This is a genomic window from Chitinispirillales bacterium, from assembly GCA_031254455.1.
Lineage (GTDB): Bacteria > Fibrobacterota > Chitinivibrionia > Chitinivibrionales > Chitinivibrionaceae > WRFX01.
This window is the reverse complement of record JAIRUI010000055.1, coordinates 1-18,711: the sequence shown is the minus strand read 5'-3', so window position 1 is coordinate 18,711 and position 18,711 is coordinate 1. Positions and strand designations below refer to the sequence as shown.

17 protein-coding genes are annotated in these 18,711 nt (G+C 39.1%); 2 read left to right on the top strand and 15 right to left on the bottom strand.

Features of this window, described 5'->3' with window-relative positions; all coding sequences use genetic code 11:
- The 3 genes from LBH98_04065 to LBH98_04055 form a co-directional block, all read right to left on the bottom strand.
- Positions 1-1,217, bottom strand: a 1,217-nt coding sequence (locus tag LBH98_04065) for an SAM-dependent methyltransferase (GenBank protein MDR0303934.1), incomplete at its 3' end; no start/stop codon positions are given.
- 104 nt (positions 1,218-1,321) lie between these two features.
- Positions 1,322-2,626 (bottom strand): histidinol dehydrogenase, encoded by a 1,305-nt coding sequence (gene hisD, locus LBH98_04060; GenBank protein ID MDR0303933.1) that lies wholly within the window; start codon positions 2,624-2,626, stop codon positions 1,322-1,324.
- Positions 2,627-2,628: 2 nt separating this feature from the next.
- Positions 2,629-3,084: a hypothetical protein gene (locus tag LBH98_04055; GenBank protein MDR0303932.1), complete on the bottom strand. Its 456-nt coding sequence runs from the start codon at positions 3,082-3,084 to the stop codon at positions 2,629-2,631.
- A gap of 212 nt (positions 3,085-3,296) precedes the next feature.
- On the opposite strand from LBH98_04055, the gene LBH98_04050 reads away from it, so the two are divergent.
- Complete coding sequence (locus LBH98_04050; protein ID MDR0303931.1) at positions 3,297-3,842, top strand: DUF3879 family protein; 546 nt, start codon at positions 3,297-3,299, stop codon at positions 3,840-3,842.
- 100 nt (positions 3,843-3,942) lie between these two features.
- Here the strand turns inward: LBH98_04050 and panB are convergent, their stop codons facing one another.
- The 10 genes from panB to LBH98_04000 all read right to left on the bottom strand — a co-directional run bounded on the left by panB (position 3,943) and on the right by LBH98_04000 (position 12,663).
- Positions 3,943-4,728: a 3-methyl-2-oxobutanoate hydroxymethyltransferase gene (gene panB / locus LBH98_04045; GenBank protein MDR0303930.1), complete on the bottom strand. Its 786-nt coding sequence runs from the start codon at positions 4,726-4,728 to the stop codon at positions 3,943-3,945.
- 20 nt (positions 4,729-4,748) lie between these two features.
- Positions 4,749-6,029 (bottom strand): AMP-binding protein, encoded by a 1,281-nt coding sequence (locus LBH98_04040; GenBank protein ID MDR0303929.1) that lies wholly within the window; start codon positions 6,027-6,029, stop codon positions 4,749-4,751.
- 9 nt (positions 6,030-6,038) lie between these two features.
- A complete protein-coding gene (locus tag LBH98_04035) occupies positions 6,039-6,368 on the bottom strand; it encodes a hypothetical protein (GenBank protein ID MDR0303928.1) in 330 nt (109 codons plus the stop codon).
- Positions 6,369-6,656, bottom strand: a complete 288-nt coding sequence (locus LBH98_04030) for a hypothetical protein (protein ID MDR0303927.1) — start codon at positions 6,654-6,656, stop codon at positions 6,369-6,371. It abuts the gene before it with no gap.
- Positions 6,649-7,431, bottom strand: coding sequence for a hypothetical protein (locus LBH98_04025; GenBank protein MDR0303926.1), 783 nt, complete (start codon positions 7,429-7,431; stop codon positions 6,649-6,651). Before LBH98_04025 ends, LBH98_04030 begins: the two co-directional genes overlap by 8 nt.
- 11 nt (positions 7,432-7,442) lie before the next feature.
- A complete protein-coding gene (gene argF, locus LBH98_04020) occupies positions 7,443-8,369 on the bottom strand; it encodes an ornithine carbamoyltransferase (protein ID MDR0303925.1) in 927 nt (308 codons plus the stop codon).
- A gap of 111 nt (positions 8,370-8,480) precedes the next feature.
- Positions 8,481-9,869: an argininosuccinate lyase gene (gene argH / locus LBH98_04015; protein MDR0303924.1), complete on the bottom strand. Its 1,389-nt coding sequence runs from the start codon at positions 9,867-9,869 to the stop codon at positions 8,481-8,483.
- 320 nt (positions 9,870-10,189) lie between these two features.
- Positions 10,190-11,038, bottom strand: coding sequence for an Rpn family recombination-promoting nuclease/putative transposase (locus LBH98_04010; GenBank protein ID MDR0303923.1), 849 nt, complete (start codon positions 11,036-11,038; stop codon positions 10,190-10,192).
- A gap of 197 nt (positions 11,039-11,235) precedes the next feature.
- The gene (locus LBH98_04005; GenBank protein MDR0303922.1) at positions 11,236-11,430 is read right to left on the bottom strand and encodes a hypothetical protein; all 195 of its coding nucleotides are present in this window, start codon (positions 11,428-11,430) and stop codon (positions 11,236-11,238) included.
- A 579-nt stretch (positions 11,431-12,009) separates the two neighbouring features.
- Positions 12,010-12,663: a hypothetical protein gene (locus tag LBH98_04000; GenBank protein MDR0303921.1), complete on the bottom strand. Its 654-nt coding sequence runs from the start codon at positions 12,661-12,663 to the stop codon at positions 12,010-12,012.
- Between the two features lie 514 nt (positions 12,664-13,177).
- Between LBH98_04000 and cadA the strand changes: the two genes are divergently transcribed.
- Positions 13,178-15,400, top strand: coding sequence for a cadmium-translocating P-type ATPase (gene cadA / locus LBH98_03995; protein MDR0303920.1), 2,223 nt, complete (start codon positions 13,178-13,180; stop codon positions 15,398-15,400).
- Between the two features lie 22 nt (positions 15,401-15,422).
- Here cadA and LBH98_03990 read toward each other — a convergent pair whose 3' ends face one another.
- On the bottom strand, positions 15,423-18,356 hold the full coding sequence (locus LBH98_03990) for a C10 family peptidase (protein ID MDR0303919.1): 2,934 nt from the start codon (positions 18,354-18,356) through the stop codon (positions 15,423-15,425).
- A gap of 68 nt (positions 18,357-18,424) precedes the next feature.
- Positions 18,425-18,574, bottom strand: coding sequence for a nucleotidyltransferase domain-containing protein (locus tag LBH98_03985; protein MDR0303918.1), 150 nt, complete (start codon positions 18,572-18,574; stop codon positions 18,425-18,427).
- Positions 18,575-18,711 lie beyond the last annotated feature (137 nt).

The following is an 18,711-nucleotide window of genomic DNA, read 5'->3' as shown; positions in this document are numbered from 1 at the left end:
TTATTATCTTTTATTAATTCTGAAAAATATATCAACATATTTGCTTTTGCAAGAATAATTGTTTTCTGTTCGTCCTTGTCAAAACCAATATCATAACCAAAAATTTCAATATTACTTTTTAATTTATTATTCTCTACTTTATAAAATTGATTTAATTTGGGTTTAATAGCTTCCAGTAAAAATTTCCCCACACCTCCCGCAGGGTCGCAAATTTTCACATCTTCTTTAATATCGTCTTTCGCCATTTCTACAATGGCTTTAACCACTTTTAAAGGGGTAAAATATTGTCCCCATTTCTTTTCAGTGATACTCTCCTTCAAAAAACTTTCAAATAATTTACTTTTGAAATCTGGATGGATATTTTCCAATTTCCCGTAACTTTGAAATTCCTTTAAAATTTTCTCAAAAGCAATACTTCTACCCTCAATAGCCTCATTGTCATTATTTACAAAAACAGTTCCGTTGATAATTGTCGTTCCGTCTGCTCCTTCTGGAAACAATTCCTCTTTGATTTTTCTACGAATATTTCTCGCATAATAGTTAATTACATATTCGTGATTTTTACTGTTATATAGTTTTATCAATGAATCAAAATCTTCAGGATACTCCAAGACTTTTAAGTCGCTCAGATATTTAAAAATAAACAATTCCACAAAAGAATATAGGCAAGATTCGGGAGTTGCACCACTGATACTCCAAACTATCTGCCAAATTCTTTTTGCCAAATCAGTAGGATTAACCAATTTTTGGGGTTTTATTTGGTCGTTTTTTTCGTTGATTGAAGCAATTATTTTTTCAATTAAATCGGGTAGTTTTTCGTTTTTTGTATCAAAATTTACTTTTAGTTCTTTGTCGCTTTCATCTTTAATTCTGTTTCCTGTAAGAACATTTATCCAAACAGTTTCTTTTGTATCTGTAGCGATAAAAATATGTGCTTTGAGTTTGCGGGCAACTTCTAATTCTTGTTTAATTGCTTTGTTTTTTTGTTCTACTGTTTTAAATTCAGATGGTTTTTTGTATTCAATAACAGCAATCACATTCTTTTTTTGCACAAGCAAAGCGTCAACTTTTTTCTTTTCTACATCGCCATAATCAATATTACGAATAATGTTGTTTTCTTTCAGCGACTTTATAGAAGTCGCACCTATATTATAAAAATCCCAACGTCCAAATTTTGGTGGATTTTTCAGATCTCGTTGTAATAATTCTTCACTCATAAACACCTTTTTATACAAATTTTGTGTAAAATATCATTTTTCATATTATCAAAAGCATAAAACATTCTTTTTTGCAACTTTGATAAGAGACATTAAAAACTTTTTCATTCTTCAACTCTCCGCTCGACAGTCAATGCGTGATGAATAAAATTTTCCGCACGAGCAAAACGCGAAATATGTTGCGCCGCGCTTTTTAATCCGTCCTGCGAAATCTTTGCTATTGAAATTCTTTTGCGGAAATCGTCCGTTCCAAGCGGTGAAGCGTATCTGCTTGCGGCGGCAGTAGGCAAAACGTGGTTTGTGCCGACAAAGTAATCGCCGACGGGAACAGGAGAATAGTTTCCCAAAAATATCGCCGCCGCATTTTCTATCTTCTCCAAGTCGTTCTCAGGGTCTTTTGTCGAGATTTCCAAATGCTCGGGACCGATTTTATTTATCAGTTCGGCGGATTCTTCACGGTTTGCGGTAATAAAGACGCAAATGGCGTTCTTCGACAGATTTTCAAAGATGTTCTTCACTGGAGACTTCTCAATTTCGTCAAGTAGCGCCGCCTTGACTTTTTGCGCAAAATCTGCGCTTTCACTAAGCAAAACAGCCGTTTCGTCGCCGCTTCCGTGTTCGGCTTGTGAAAGCAAATCCAAAGCCGCCCATGTAGGATTCGCACTTTCATCCGCCCAAATCATCACTTCGCTTGGTCCGGCTACGCAGTCTATATCCACCGTTCCATAAACCATTTTCTTTGCCGTTGCGACAAAACTGTTACCCGGTCCTACAATCTTATCTACGGCAGGAATTGTTTGTGTTCCGAAAGCCAAAGCAGCGATCGCCTGAGCGCCGCCGATTTGATAAATTTCGTCAATTTCAAGTAAATCAAAAACAAACGCCAGAGCGGGATTCAACTCGCTTTCGCGGCGGGGGGTTACGGCGACTATTTCTTTAACTCCGGCTATCTTGGCGGGAATCGCGTTCATTAAAACCGTCGAAGGATAAACCGTATGTCCGCCAGGAATATAAAGCCCGACACGCCTGAGCGGAAGTATCTTTTGCCGTAAAACTCCTTCGTCCGTTTTAAGTGAAAACGAAGCGTCGATTTTTTGCTTTTCGTGATAGGCAAAGATTCTTTTTGCAGACTCTTTTATCGTTCTTGCAAGGTCTTTGTCGATTTTTTGCGCCTGCGAACTTATATATTTTTTCTGTAAACGAACATTTTTTGCGGTCAAATCACGTCCGTCAAACTTTTTACAGTATTCAAAAAGCGCCTTGTTACCGTTTCTGGCTATATTGTCAAGAATTTCTCGAACGGCTTTTTCTATTTCTTCGTTTCGGCTTCTTCTACCGTTTTCAATATCAGATAATATTTTATCGCTTTCTTTGCTTTTGAATCTTACGACAGGTATTTGAATCGCCATTTTTACTCCTTTTCCGTTATCGAAAATTGCAAAATTTCCGCTTCGGTTTCCATATCCCGACAATTCTCGTCGTCTTTATTTGAATCTTGAGTAAATATCGCTACTATTTTATTCTCGGAAGTTCTGTCGAAATTTTGGAAATATCCTTTTGCTATATGCGGCGGCTGCAATTTAAGCGATACGGTCTGCGGCGGAAAAGTATTCAGGGAAATATATTTCATGTTTATCCATTTGCCGACAGGTTTTTCGCTGCTATTTATTGTATAATCCACAAGTAAGCCATAGCCTGTAAAATTCCAGTCTTCGTTGTTTTTTACAGAAATCCGGCGCGAAAACAACGCAAAAAGACCTTTTGGGCGAACGACCGCCGATATTTCGCTTTTATCAATATATCTAAGCGCCAATTCTATAATTTCTTCAACGCTTATCGACTCTTCGTTTTCAAACATTTCCGTCATAAGAAAATCCCGCAACTTACAAAAAACATAATTTACAGTCTAAAAATAAATTATTTTCGAGAGACAATTATATACAATTTTACACAAAATTATAAATAACTCAAATAAGTCAAAACACAAGTTATTTTATTGATCATAATTTAAGTTTTACAAAAATAATGCCGATATGTTAAAAAAGCGTTTATTTTTACGCTGAGAAAGGAGAAAACATTATGCGTGTAGGCGACATAAACAAAGACAACTACAAAGTTTTTCAACAGCTTCTCAATATAAAAAACACTAAACCTCTTGACGATTTATTTGATAAAGATGAAGATAAGGTTGGAAAGAATCTTTCTTATGAAGAGCTGGCTGCGAAACTGTATGCCTCCGGTGACGTCTTAGAAGGAATGTTGGTAAGACCAGGAGACGTAAGTTGGAAAAAAATCGTCCCCGTCCCAGATTGGATAAAAAAAGCCGTGATTGATCATATCCGTGAAGTAATTATTACTAATCACAACGGAACAAGGAGCACAGAAGACGGTGATAAAGGCAGTGCAATAAAACTGGATTATATAAAAACTCTTCCGCCAAGTGAAAGATTGTCGGCAAGTTGGACGTTAGGGCGAATCGCTTCTGCGGAGGATCAGCGAATGGATGCACATATAAAGGCAAACTTCCCCGACTGGAAACCCGGTCAATCGTTTGACAGTAGTATTTTTGACGATTGGAAACCCGGTTATGAATTAGATGAAAATCATTTGGACATAAAGGCATAAACTTTTTACCAAGCAAACAATTTTTTTTGAAAAGGGGAACGCGAAGAAATTTGCGTTCCTTTACTAAAACGCTTGGCGACATATCTTATAAGTCCCGTTTTTACTTCAATTTTTCAATAACTTCGTAAGGGACAAACGTCGTATTGTTTTCGGCGGGAAATTCGCCGCTTTTGACTTGTGAAACGTAATCTTTGAACGCCGATAAAAGTGCGGTTCTTGCATTTGAAAATAGTTTTGAATGTTTGTATATCTTAGGAGAAAACCCAGCGATGTCGCACCAAACCTGAACCTGCCCGTCGCAGTGTCGCCCAGCGCCGATTCCAATCGTCACAATATCCAAAATCTCGGTTATGCGTTTTGCCAAATTAGACGGAATCAACTCCAAAACTATCATTTCCGCTCCGAATTTTTGCGAATCTTTTGCAAATTCTATCAACTCTTTTGCACGTTCTATAGTTTTCCCCTGAGATTCCGCTTTCAAATTCGGCGTTTGGGGCGTATAACCAATATGCGTACAAACCGGAATTTTCGCCGCCGTAAGTTTTTTCAGCATTTCTATTCTGTCGTTTTCGATTTCAAGTTTCACAATATCCGCGCCGCATTCAAGCAGTTTTTTTGAAGCCGATACTATTTCGTTCGGTTTTTCATAAACGATTTCATACGGAATGTCCGACACGATTTTACAATTTACGCTTGCGCGTTTTACCGATTTTGTAAGAAAACAAATGTCGTTCAACTTTACTTCATTTATGTTTTTGTAGCCCAAAACATTCGTTCCGCCGCTGTCGCCGACAAGCAAATAATCAGCGCCCGATTCTTCGGCTATTTTTGCGGTCAATGCGTCGTAACAAGTAATCATGGCGATCGGCTTTTGCGTTTTTTTCATAAATTTCCTGCTTTTCGGGATTACTTTCGATTATCCACAAAACGAATTGCCTTTCTTGCATCGCCGCGCAACGCCGCAATCGTACTTTTATTACTCAAAAACACCGAAATTTTTACCCGTGCGGCAGCCGCTATAGACTGGGTAATTTTGTGCAAATCTTTATTTTCCGCAACAATATGGACAATTATTTCATTTTTCTCACTGTAGTTTTTCTGCCCTCTGAGTTCAACTATATAATCATCGCAGCATCCCAATGAATCTATTACGTTATTGATAGTCGCAGGATAAATCGTAGTGCCTTTAATTTTTATAAGTTGCGATTTCCTGTAAACAATCGGTCCTATTCTAACAGAATTTCGCCCGCAAGGACATTTCCCTTTAACCTTAAACGTCATATCGCCTGTTCTGTATCTAAGAAGCGGAAGCGCCTCCATTCCAAAAGTACTTACGACCAACTCGCCGATTTCGCCGTCCGGAACCGGATTTCCGTTGTCGTCGATAATTTCTGTGTAAATTAGTTCCGGATGAGAATGTCCGCCCGTTCTTTCCAAACAATCGCAGTAAGAAGAACAAGTTTCCGTTGACGCATAAGTGCAGTAAACCTTAGCGTCATACAAATCTTCCATTCTTTGGGCGGTATCGTTCCATGACATATCGCCGTTTCTAAGCGGTTCACCTATACATATCAACTTTTGAATCGACGAAGCGCTTACGTCTTTCCCTTCGTTTTTAAGAAATTCCGCAAGTTTTATAAAATAAGACGGTACGCCGACAATTACGCTGGGACGCAGTAAACGAATATAATACCCTTGCATTTCAAGCGGCAAACACCCGATTCTTGCGGTATTTACTCCAAGCGCTACCATTCCGCGATAATAAGCCATTCCTGCAACAAAAAGACGGTCAAGCGAAACCATAATCTGAGCGCTGTCTTTTGATGTTATTCCTATTGAATTAAACGACATCGATTCATTGTAAGTCAATCTGTCCAAATCGACTTTTGTAAACGGCATTACAAGCGGACGCCCGGTAGAACCGGAAGTAATGCAGACTTCCGCTATACTGTCGCAACAGTAAAAGTCTTTCATATCGGAACTTAAAACATCTTTATTTGTAAATGGAAGTTTAAGAATATCGTCAGTTTTTTTTATATCTTCGCCGTTAATTTTACTTAACGTTTTTTCATAGTACACGGAATTTTCTTTAAGATAATTGATATGGTTTTGCATTGCACGAAGCGAGCGGCTTTCAATTTCGTCTTCCGATAAAAACTCCCAAGAATATTCAGGCAGAAAAGACATTTATCCCCTCTATTTCTTAATATTTTCCAAAAACAACCAACGCCAATAAATCATCGCTACCGGAAGTGTCGAAAATACAAGTCCGGCGCGTAAAGCGATTGTTACCTCAAATATCTCGTTTCTCGCCGTTTCATCTTTTATGAATTGCGCAAAAAACATATCAAACGCGACAAGAACTATGATCAAAGCCGAACAGGTATAATAATACTGATAAAAATGCGGAACTCTCAAAGCTTCGCCTATCCTTTTGCTCAAAACCGCCAATATAATCATCAACGTAAAGACGCTCGCGTCAAGAATATACACGGGAACCAAAATCAAATTAAAAATTCCATCCATTTATTTTCCGTTTTTACAGGTAAAAAAGTATAATTCAATTCCGCTCAAAAGCGAAGAAATTCCGGCAATCAGCATCGACGCCGATATTATTCTTACAAAAATTGTCTCATCGCCCGCAAACGACCCTCCGACAGCCATACTAATCGCACTCATTGAAATGATAAAACCGATCGGATTAAGTTTTTTATCTACCATTCTTCGATAATACTCGGCAATCATATATACAAAAAGATTCAGCATAAATACCGCCGCAAAATAAGTCAAAAGTAAAATTTTATCGTTAAGCATTTTCTTTCTTCTTTCCGAAAACGGTTACAAAGGCGTCTTGCGGAGTAGCTCGAGAATTTCCGCTCATAATTCCTTCCCGTCCGGTAAATTTACTTTCTACTTCGATTCCGTTTTTACCGCAATGATACTTACGAATATCTTTTTGATGATCGCTTCCGCGCATCTTGAAAATTGTTAACGCTTTCTGAATTTCACTGTCAATTTCCACATAACGTAAAAAAATGTACGAATCCGCTATAAACGAAATCTTACTGTTTGAGTTCGCCATTTGTCCTAAAATCGAATCGTTTTCACGAATTAATACCGTCGTAACGCTTTCCCGCTTAAATCCGCTTATAATCCGCCGTTCAACGCTACGAAGTTCGACAATATCTTGCGTAATAGAATCAAAATGCGTAATACTGTCTATTATTACTCTTTTTACACTGAATTTTTCTATGATTTTTGTCAATTCGCCGTCCGGTTTTCCAATATCATCAAGAACCGTTTCGGGATTTGAAAATAAAATTTTCAGTTTCCCGTTTTTTTCAAGTTTTTTCAAATCCCAGCCGAATTGGGCGGCGTCGTGATAATATTGTGTAGGAAATTCTTCAAACGAAATTATAAGTCCCGATTCGTCATAATTTACTATTCCGTTATAAATAAATTGCAGAGCTATGGTGGTCTTTCCCGTTCCTGGCGCACCTTCAATCAAATTAGCGGAATTGTGGAGAAATCCGCCGCCAAGCATTTGATCAAGTCCTGTAATTCCTGTTTTTGTCCTGCTGTACGTCATAATTTTTACCGTTACTTTGATTTTTTTAACAGATACACAATTATCGCTTTGTGCGCATGCAGCCGATTTTCCGCTTCGTCAAACGCCATAGAACATTCGCCGTCCAAAACACAATCGACAACTTCGTCGCCTCTATGTGCAGGTAAACAATGCGAAAACAACGCGCCGTTTTTAGTTTTTTTCATCAAACTCTCATCGACACGATACTTTCCAAAAATTTCTTTGCGTTTTTGCGCTTCGCTTTCATGTCCCATACTCGCCCAAACGTCCGTATAAACTACGTCAGCGTCTGTTAAACCATAGTCAACATCGTTTGTAAGCGTTATGTTACTATTTGTCTTTTCGGCTGTTTTTCGACATTCTTTAACCGTTCTTGCATCCGGTTCGTAGCCGGACGGCGTAATCGCGGTAAAATCATAACCGACTTTTGTGCAAAAATTCAAGTGTGAAGCGCAAACATTGTTTCCGTCTCCGATATATGCAAACTTTATTTTTTTATTTCCGAATCTTTCTCGCAACGTAACCCCTAAAGCGATAGATTGACAGGGATGAAATTTGTCTGTCAACGCGTTTATCACCGGAATTTTGGCGCTTTGGGCAAGTTTTATAACCGCATTGTCGTCAAATGTACGAACAATAAGCAAATGTACCCAACGTTCAAGATTTTTGGCAATATCGCTTACCGACTCTCTTTCGCCGAGTTTCCCGTTTGCCGAAGACATATTAAGAGCGTTTCCGCCGAGTTCGTAAATAGCCGTTTCAAATGTAATTTTGGTTCTAAGCGACGGTTTGTCAAAAATAAGCACGGCGGTCTTGCCCGACATATCGGTTCGCAATTTACCTTCGTAACGTTCCTTTTTGAGTTTCAATGAAAGCTCGACAATTTCGAGAATTTCTTCGCTCGAAAAATCCGACAATGTTAAAAAATCTCTCTTCATAACAAGACAAAAATCTCCGTTTAACACGATAAAGACAAATACTGAAAATAATATAACAACACAACGTCTCGCAAATTTTTTTCACCGAAACGCAAAAATTCGTATATAATCTTACAATTCAGCCAAGAAATCTTTGGCGATTTTAAGTTGTAGCGTAACGCTTGCAGGTCCGGTTCCGCCGAAAACATCACGAGACTTCAGCGCGTTATTCCAGTCAAAACAATTTTTTACGTCGTCTTCAAAAAGCGGAGAAAATTTTTTGAGCTGCGAGACTTCAAACGAATTGAACGCTTTTTTGTTTTCAACGCAAAATCCAACTATCTTCCCGACAATATTGTGCGCTTGTCTAAACGGTAAACCCTTCCTCACAAGATAATCGGCTACATCGGTGGCAAGCAAAAACGGATCAAGCGATTTTGTAATGTTATTTTCTTTAATCTTCAGTGTCTGCAAAACATTCTCAAAAACCAAAAGTTCGGTTTCAACGGTATTTACACTGTCGATAAACGGTTCTTTATCTTCTTGTAAATCTTTGAAATATGACAATCCTATTCCTTTAAGCGCGGCTGCAAATCCGGTATAATTTCCGATTAAACGTCCTGTTTTTCCACGAATAAGTTCAAGCGAATCGGGATTTTTCTTTTGCGGCATCATAGAAGACCCTGTCGCCCAAGCGTCGTCCAACTCGACGTAAGAAAATTCTTTTGTTGACCAAACGATCAAATCCTCCGCATATCTGCTGAGAGAAATTGAGATACTTGTCAGGTTGTGCAGAGAATCAAGCGCAAAATCACGGCTTGCAACACCGTCAATCGAATTATATGTCGGCGAAGAAAAACCCAATTCGTTCGATAGTCTTTGCCTGTCAATCTCAAACCCGCATCCCGCGATCGCACCGCTTCCCAAAGGCATAACATCAATATTTTTTATCGTGTTCCCAATTTTTTCGTATTCGCGTTTAATTAAAAAAAACAGAGAAAGCCAATAATGAGCCATTGAAACAGGCTGCGCCTGCTGATAATGCGTGTATCCCGCCATAATTATATTTTTGTCGGTTTCGGCTCGATAAAAAACAGCCTGTAAAAATTTAACGATAATTTTTTGCGTTTTTTTAAGCGAATTTTTGACAAACAAACGAAAATCCGTCGCCACTTGGTCGTTCCTGCTTCGTCCAGTGTGTAATTTTTTTGCTAAAGTTCCTATTTCTTCGCCCAAAATTCTCTCAACAGCCATATGAATATCCTCATCGGAATCCAAAAACTTTATTTCACCTTTTTCGTATTTTTCAAGTATATTCTCAAGACCTTTTTTTATGCTTTCGCATTCGTCTTGCGTCAAAACTCCCGCTCCCAAAAGCGCATTCGCCCAGGCGATCGAACCTAAAACATCCTCTTTTATAAAAATTTTATCAATATGAAGCGAATTATTAAATTCTTCCATCAATTTTGCAACCGGTTTTGAAAATCTTCCGTCCCACATCTTATTTTTTTGTTCAGACATTACTTCTCCGAATTTTACTTATCTTACGGATAAAATATTAGATGACTATATACAATTTTACACAACATATAAAAGTACAATTTTTTAATTTACCCTCTTAATGTTTATTGCTTATCCGCTTGTATCATGCGATACTTAAAAAGGGGAATTATCCCGATGTCTCCCCATTTTCCGGATTTAACGCCTTAAAGTGTTTAGAATATACGTTTTCGCGGAAAATATCATCGGTTATTTTGCGCAAATAATATTTTTTGTGAGAAAATTAGGGGAAATACCGCAATTAAAATAATAGGTTCAATCCGTTTCTTATTTTTTCAACATCACAATTTCTCTATTTCTTCTACAGACAAACCTGTTATTTCGGATATTTCTTTGTCAGACACTCCTCGTTGCTTCATTTTTCCTGCTATTTCTGTTTTCCCTTCTGCAAGCCCTTCTTTTTTTCCCTTCAGCTCAGCTGTATAAAATTGACTCTTTTTATCCATATTCTCAGATCGCAATCTCTCATATTCCGTTCTCTGTTGCGGAGTCATTTTCAGAACGTCTAACTTTTCTCCAGCGGCTTGTATCCCCGCCGCAGTAAATTCACTTCTTACCGATGACGTTTTAAGCGTATAAACCCACTCGTCAAACTTGTTCCTCATTCGCTCGTCAAATTTATTTGAAAGTATCAAATAATATTCAGGATGTAAATTACCGCTGTTGGACGGAGGGTTTAAACTCTGAGAAAACGGAATATACTCGTCTGAAAAATGAGCGCCGCTAAATTTTGACAAATTCGCTCTAAACACATATTCTCTCTTTGCGCCTAAATCAAAATAGGCGATATTTATAGAGTAAACTTTCTTTATATCGTACAAATCTCCACTTGAAACTTGCTCTACTACCGCTTTACAGGCGTTGAACGATACTTTCCCCAAAAAATCAATCCGGTCGAAAAACTGTATCTCAAATACGGCTAATTCTCCATTGTCTATTTTCGCTTTCAAGTCCAAACGGTTTACTTTAAGGTCTATGTTTGAAACGTTGCTTTCGCTCTCAAGTATTTCTTGAACGGTAACTTCTCTTTCAAGAAGTTCGGTTAAAAAGCCGCTTAATACGTCAAAATTCGCTTTGTCGCGCAAGATGTTTTTTATAGCATAGTCAAAAGATATTATCGTTCTTTCCATATTTTCTCCTTGAAAATTTTTCATTTCGCGATATCTCTTTCGCGTTTGCGAAGTTCAAAAGAAGCGCGTGCTTCTGCGTTTATACGTTCGAAGTATAAATGCTCTCATCCGGCGTGTCATCGCGTTTAATTCAGTGCTTGTTTTGTCTTTTATTGCCCGCGTCATCGCAATGGTATTACAACGAAAATTTTCATCAATCATTTCGCTTTTTCTCTTTTGCTTTCTTGCCGACCTTTCTTTAACATTTGCACTGCCCTTTCATACGAGCGTTCATAAAACAAATGTCTTTCTTCCAATGTCGTCGCGTTTAATTTTATGCTCATTTCGTCTTTGACTTTCCGCGCCATATCAACGCAACTAAAATTATCCCAGTCTATATTATCCCAGTTCATAATAACCCCATTTCTTTCGGTGAACGAATTTCCAACGGCTTGTAACCGTCGCGATGTGAACGCAATCTCCTTTGCCAGAAAATACTATTTACCAAATGAAATTTGTTCAATTTCCGAAAAAATATTTATTCCGCCGCCGATTCCTTCGTTGGATACTCGAAACTAAAAAACCAGCAATGAATATTTTTGGTAAAATATCATTATGTTTATGAGAAAGTGTATAAATTATGGGATTTATATACTTGTTTAAACGAGATGGTTTTACTTGTATAATTCGCAATCTCCATTTTAAATTATTAACTTTTAACCTTGATTTCAATATTGTCTAAAACGTATTTTTTCAAAAAAGGAACTAAGCCGATGAAAAAAGAAACTAAATCTAAAGCCATCGCGTTTATTGTTGCGCTTGTCGTTTGGATGGTTGCTTTATATATATATTTGTGTATTGATGTTCATAAAGATTATTCAAATGAACTTACAACCTCTGAAATATTTTATGCGTCCCTTCTAATTTTTATAAAACCAATTTTTTTAATAGACTCTGCATTAAAATTTGGAATTCTTACAGTTGTTCCACTTTTAACGTTCCTCTTTATCAGGCGCCGACTTTCTAAGTGATGGTATATTACCTTTTATTTCGGCTTTAATTTTAAATCCATCTTCATCTTTTGAAATATCAATACCACTTGGTCGAACTTGCAATTGATTATAGCCATCTATCGCTTTCCCTAACCCAACGTCATATATTAATTTTTCCAATCCGGTTTTCTGTTGTTTCTTCGTAGAACCCAAATCCACTTTTTGTGAAGTAGTATTTATATCTTGTAAATTTATATTTTTCTTATTCATACTATCGACAGTCTCTTGCCCATATTCTACAAGTTTCTTATCTGTTTTGATTCCAAGATGATTATCTATTTCATCAATTACTTGCTTCTGAATATCAGGCGGCAATTTATCGCCATGTAAAGATATTTCGCGATTCTTATTTTCAATATCGCTTGTTTTTCTTATTTCGTTTTTATGCGATCGCATAGGATCTACATTAGGCTTATCAAGCTTGGTATCGCCCAAACTATCAAGCCAATCGCTAAAGCCGTCATTAACATCATATATGATATTGCCATAAACATCCATGTGAGTTTTTAGCCATTTTGAATATTCTTCCATGCCGTTTTGCAATTCTTCTTTTGGCAGTCCTTTAAGATACTTATCCCACTCTTCATTCGTCATTATAAAATCCTTTCTTCAATTTGTTATTTCTTATATTTATTTCTTAAAACATTAAGATATTTTATAAAAAATTGGTCTTTTAAAAGTATACAATTCCCGAAATAATCCGTTTGTGTAAGGAAGTATATAAGTTCCCTTAAAATATTATTTGCAAATAGTGAAAATTTAACTTTTTTGCATACATTTCCATTGTGCGAAAATTATTTCCATTACTCTATAATAATGGGTGATTATTTTAAGACAAAAATGTAGATGCTATGGGAAGATTTTTCTAAATTTAATTAGAAAGAATCAGGTCTGTGTAAGGAAGTATATAAGTCCCTAAATTATAATTATTTGAGATTATGTCGTAATGATTGTAAGGATTAAAATGGCAAAAATACGGCTTAATAATTTTTAGCGTAAAGATGTATATGGTTACCAAATATTATTTTGTACGAAATAAACTATCAAACAAAAAAGTAAGCGGTAAAATCGGGACAAATAGTTCATTAGTAAATTAAATAAGGAATTTATGGAAACAAAAATATTTTATATTACGGGAATGAATTGCGCGGCTTGTTCCGGAAGAATTGAAAAAAAAATCCGAAAACTCGACGGAATTAATTCCGTAAACGTCAACCTTACCGCCGAAAAATTATTTGTTCGATTCGACAATGACATTTTGAGTCCAAACGTTATAAAAGAAACGGTTTTGAAACTCGGTTATGGAATAGAAGACGAAAAATTTGTTCCAAAAGAGGATGAAAAGCAAAAAGAAATTGAAACGCTGAAAATAAAACTGATCGTTTCGGCGATTTTTGCCGTCCCGTTGTTCTATATCGCGATGGTTCCTATGATAAAGTGGTTTGATTTTCCGTTTCCCGCGGCGCTTTCCCCCGTGAATTTTCCACTGCTCTATGCGCTGGTGCAACTTTTTTTAGTCGTTCCTATAGTCGCCGCAGGATATAAATTTTACACTGTCGGATTTAAGTCGCTCGCCGCAAAAAGTCCGAATATGGATTCACTTATCGCTATAGGCGCTTGCGCGGCGATAATTTTCAGTTTATTCAATGTTTTTAAGATAGCAAGCGGCGATTTTGAAGCGGCGCATTCGCTTTATTTTGAAACTTCCGGAGTAATTATTACGCTCGTACTTTTCGGAAAGACGCTTGAAGCGATTTCCAAGAGAAAAACAGGCGACGCTATAAAAAAACTTATGGGACTTACGCCAAAAACCGCGATAATTATTGAGGATAATCAGGAAAAAGAAATTCCTATAGAAAAGGTGAAAATCGGCGATATTATCGTTGTAAAACCCGGTGCAAAAATCGCCGTTGACGGCGAGGTCGTTTCGGGAATTTCGGCAATCGACGAATCTATGCTTACGGGTGAAAGCATGCCTGTCGATAAAAAAACGGGCGATAAGGTTTTTGCCGCGACGATAAATACAAGCGGAACTATAAAATTTCGCGCCGAAAAAATAGGAAAAAACACCGCGCTCGCTCAAATCATAAAATTGGTGGAAGACGCGCAGACAAGCAAAGCGCCGATTGCGCGAACGGCGGACATAGTTTCGGGATATTTTGTTCCGGCGGTTTGTATAATTGCCGTTATCGCTGGGATTTCGTGGTATTTGGCGAGTTTCGATATTGAATTCGCCATGAGCGTCTTTATTTGCGTTTTGGTTATCGCATGCCCGTGCGCACTTGGACTTGCCACTCCGACGGCGATAATGGCGGCGACGGGAAAAGGTGCGTCAAACGGCGTACTTATCAAAGGCGGAGAAGCGTTGGAAACCGCCCATAAAGTCAACGTCGTAGTCTTTGATAAAACCGGAACGATAACCGAAGGGAAACCGATATTGACCGATATTGCTTCGCTGAATCCCGAATACGATGAAGATTATTTGCTAAAAATCACAGCCTCCGTCGAGAAAATGTCCGAACACCCGCTTGCTTTTGCGATTGTTAATTCTGCAAAAGAAAAATGTATAGAACTATTCGAAATTTCGGAATTTAATTCGCTTACCGGACGCGGAATCGCGGCAAAAATCAATGGGAAAAACATACTTGTAGGCAGCGAAAAATTGTTTGAAGATTCTCAAATTCAAATCCCGAACAGTGAATTTGCAAAAGAAGGCAAAACGCCGATTTTTACAGTAATTGACGGAGAAATCGCCGGAATTATCGCCGTTGCCGATACCATAAAAAACTCAAGCGCGGAAGCAATCCAAAATTTGCATAAAATCGGGATCCAAACCGTTATGATAACGGGCGATAATAGAGAAACCGCAGCCGCTATCGCAAAGCAGGTCGGAATAGATAAGACGCTTTCAGAGGTTCTTCCTAACGATAAATGCAATGAAATCAAAAGGCTGCAGGAAAGCGGAAATATAGTCGCTATGGTCGGCGACGGAATAAACGACGCTCCCGCCCTGGCGCAGGCAAACGTCGGAATCGCCATCGGAAACGGCGCAGACGTAGCGATTGAAAGCGCCGATATAGTTCTTATGAAAAACGATTTGAGAGATGTCGGCTTGGCTATAGATTTAAGCCGAAAAACCATAACAAATATTAAGCAGAATTTATTTTGGGCGTTCGGATATAACGTTCTGGGCATCCCCGTTGCCGCGGGAGTTTTGCACATTTTCGGCGGACCGCCGCTCAATCCGATTTTAGCGGCGGCGGCAATGAGTTTATCGTCGGTTTCGGTTTTGAGCAACGCCCTGCGGCTGCGCGGTTACCGGTTTAAGTGAAATAATTTTTAAATAATTTCACTTACCGTCTTACTCCGAACTTTGTGGTGAACGGATAAGTCTTCCCGTTTGCGTTTTTGGCTTCTACAACAAGAAGATATGCGCCGTTGGCTACGGTCCTTCCTGAAAGATTTGCCAAATCCCACGAAATCTTATCGTTGTTTCCGCTCTCCGCTTCAAACACCACGTTCCCGACATTGTCAAAGATTACCGCCTTCATATGAGATACCTTTTTGCCGTCGGGTAATATAACTTTCCATTGCGCAGCGCTCGACACCACAGCCTTGCCTTGCAGTATCCCAGCCTTCTTTTCCGACTTTTCAGGCTTTATTACGGCGACATCGGTCGTATATGTCGCATTTATGGTTATGTTACTCATGGGCATCTCAAAGAAGGTTTCCTCGCTGAACATATCGCCAAACGCTATGTCTTCTTCACTTTCCCACATGTAGAAGACATTATTCGCACCTGCCGGATTGGCTTTTATCGTTACTATATCACCCGGAAAATAATTTCCGCCGCCCTCGCCGTCATTTACAGTTACCGAATATTTAACCGAATATGTCGCATTTACGGTTATCGCCTTCTCCGGCATCTTAAATGTAGTTTGCGCACTGCGTTCGTTGTCAAATACTATGCCGTCTTCACTTTCCCACATGTGGAAATCTTTACCGGCCGGCGCCGCATTGGCTTTTATCGTTACTGTATTACCCGGAAAATAATTCCCGCTTCCGGTTCCACTAACGACCGTTACCGAATACTCAACCGCTTTAAGCACATCCACAGTAAGCGTTCCTATATTCTTATGAACAACACTCGTATTATTCACCTTTGCATCCACATTGCAGTAATAGTAATGCTCTCCGACGCTAAGGTCTGTCGGAAGTTTGTAACTTGCGCTCGTCGCTCCGTCAATTTTCACCCATCCTCCGTTATATCCATACCACTGGTAACTAAGGCTTGCACCTCCGGAGGCGCTTGCTTCAACCGTCAAACTTTGTGTTATAACGCCTTGTGTTACCGTCGTTGTCGCTAAGGGCTGCGAATGTATAGTTATGGTTACCGTTTGCGAAGCTTCACTCACAGTTACCGCAACGACATCGCTTTTGTGCGTCGCCGTTTTAGCGCCGTTCACATTGTTGTTCGTATTTGTTACTAACACATAATAATATACCGTTCCGTTAGTTCCCGTCGGTACTGCGTAAGACGCGCTTGTCGCTCCGGAAATTGCAGTTCCGACAAGGTCGGGTCCGGAGTAAGTGTTGCTGTACCACTGATAACTAAGAATCCCGCCGTCGGTTACGCTTGCCGATACGTTCAAACTGTACGTCGCGTTCTTATCCACGTTTGCGCTTTTGGGCTGGGTAGAAATAGAAGGGACCTGAGCGTTGGTGTATGTGTTGCTTCCTACTTGAAACGGAAGGGCTGAAGGATTGCCAATCGTTGCAATCTTCCAACTGCTTTCATTATCGGCTCTGGTTACAAACCTCAAATTGTATTGACCTTCGGGAGAAGTTGCCGGAACTTTGCAGTTTACGGTTAAAGTCCATGAATCATATGTAGGAAACCATTCTTTCGACAGTTTACTGCTTTCGATCGAATATGTGTTACCGCCCTGAGTATAACTTTCGCCTGCAAGCGCAACTATGTTGTCGTTGTTATCTACAATCGCAATATTAACCTTTGCACCGGGGAAGGTATCCAGACATGACGCATTCTTAAACTTCACCGATACTTTGAATGTTTCGTTATGATTAGCCTTGTTTTTATCGGATGAGAAAGTCAGTAAGTCGACCGCATATCCGTTAAACGCGCCTGCCCCGCCTTTGTCAGGCATTATATTAATAATAATACTCTGTCCGTTATTGAATGGAGTCGAGGTGTATGGTATCAGCGCTGTCGTAAGGTAATTTCCGTCTTGTGCGCCGCCCCAGCCAAAGTTAAAGTGAAATCTTCCGTCGTCTGTGTATCCGTCGCAAACAAAGGCATGACCGCCGCCGCTTCCCGAGCCGTCATAATACATAGGACGTCCGGCATCCAACTCCGCTTTCAGCATTGCTTCCCAAGCGGAATTGTTGTAGGATTCTCTCTGAAAACGACGAATGCTTCGGTCGTATTTGTAGTATTTGACAAGCGCTACCGGAATATCCCAGGGCTGCGAACCGCTTCCTGCGGTAGAGTATAGAGCCTTTGAGCCTGCGCCGACATGAGCTACCAAAGTCGCTACAGCATTTTTCTGCGCTTCGGTTGACGTTCCCGTATATGAATTAAGCATATTTGCCCAGTCGTAAGTAGTCGCGCCAAAATTTACTGAGGCGACACTGAACTTCTGACTATGATAAGTATCGTTATATGCAGGGCTTACTCCCTGTCCTTTTGCCGGATAATTGTGAAATTTCATTAACTGTGAAGTTGCAATCAATCCACATCCGGCAAGTGCGCGACCGGATTGGTTTTCGGGAATAGGACACATATTGTTGTAAGGGCTATATTGGCTCCATTGCGTCTTTAACATAGGTGAAACTGCGCGCAGTCCTCTGGCGTTTGCGCTCGGTGCATTTTCCCACTCCTGTTTTGCTTCTGCACTTTGTGGTAAGTTGTTGTCTTGAGCGTATGCAATTTCTTCCTGAAGGAAACTCATCCAATTGGCAAAGTTTGGCGGTATGTTGTTTTTGTCGTAACCGCTGTTTGTCGAGTAGCCGAGTATCGGGCGAGCGGCGTCGTCGGCGGAAACGATAATAAAGCCTTCGTTATCGTTTATATTAAACACATAGTATTGCGGATTTGTCGCCGCACGGGTTTGGGAAGCGTTTTTTGTTCCCGTATATACCAACGAGAGGTTTGTTGGCGCGCCGCGCAGTCCGCTCTGTATTTTACTTTCTGTAAAGCGTTGTGCGGTTTCTTGCGCTTTTGACACATCGACCGGTTTTGCGGTTAATGTAATTGTTACGCTCAATATGGCGAGCGTGATTGCCGCCGTTACTTTTTGAAACCTGTTTTTGTTACTTATAAATACTTCTTTGTTTAATTGTTTTTTAACGTTCTTATTTTATCAACCTTTATATAAAAATCGACATCACTTTTTTTAGTAGCGTCACCGCGAGCATAAGAACCGAATAAATACATTTCTTCTATTTCGTATTTCTTTGCAACTTTTTCAAACCGCTTTTTGATTTCTTCTACGGTATATATTTTAGGTTCAATCCTAGTTAAGGATAAAAAAATACCATGTTTTTATATAAAATACTATATTGCATTCACAGAGTGTACACATCTATAAAATCAAGATAATTTTAACGGATTTTCTCTTA

Bases quoted from the DNA above. Each gene is read 5' to 3' on its own strand.
- hisD (MDR0303933.1), bottom strand. From the start codon at position 2,626: ATGGCGATTCAAATACCTGTCGTAAGATTCAAAAGCAAAGAAAGCGAT.
- LBH98_04005 (MDR0303922.1), bottom strand. From the start codon at position 11,430: ATGAACTGGGATAATATAGACTGGGATAATTTTAGTTGCGTTGATATG.
- LBH98_04000 (MDR0303921.1), bottom strand. From the start codon at position 12,663: ATGACGAATGAAGAGTGGGATAAGTATCTTAAAGGACTGCCAAAAGAA.
- LBH98_04040 (MDR0303929.1), bottom strand. From the start codon at position 6,029: ATGTCTTTTCTGCCTGAATATTCTTGGGAGTTTTTATCGGAAGACGAA.
- LBH98_04035 (MDR0303928.1), bottom strand. From the start codon at position 6,368: ATGGATGGAATTTTTAATTTGATTTTGGTTCCCGTGTATATTCTTGAC.
- argF (MDR0303925.1), bottom strand. From the start codon at position 8,369: ATGAAGAGAGATTTTTTAACATTGTCGGATTTTTCGAGCGAAGAAATT.
- LBH98_04055 (MDR0303932.1), bottom strand. From the start codon at position 3,084: ATGACGGAAATGTTTGAAAACGAAGAGTCGATAAGCGTTGAAGAAATT.
- panB (MDR0303930.1), bottom strand. From the start codon at position 4,728: ATGAAAAAAACGCAAAAGCCGATCGCCATGATTACTTGTTACGACGCA.
- cadA (MDR0303920.1), top strand. From the start codon at position 13,178: ATGGAAACAAAAATATTTTATATTACGGGAATGAATTGCGCGGCTTGT.
- LBH98_04025 (MDR0303926.1), bottom strand. From the start codon at position 7,431: ATGACGTACAGCAGGACAAAAACAGGAATTACAGGACTTGATCAAATG.
- LBH98_04050 (MDR0303931.1), top strand. From the start codon at position 3,297: ATGCGTGTAGGCGACATAAACAAAGACAACTACAAAGTTTTTCAACAG.
- LBH98_04030 (MDR0303927.1), bottom strand. From the start codon at position 6,656: ATGCTTAACGATAAAATTTTACTTTTGACTTATTTTGCGGCGGTATTT.
- argH (MDR0303924.1), bottom strand. From the start codon at position 9,869: ATGTCTGAACAAAAAAATAAGATGTGGGACGGAAGATTTTCAAAACCG.
- LBH98_04010 (MDR0303923.1), bottom strand. From the start codon at position 11,038: ATGGAAAGAACGATAATATCTTTTGACTATGCTATAAAAAACATCTTG.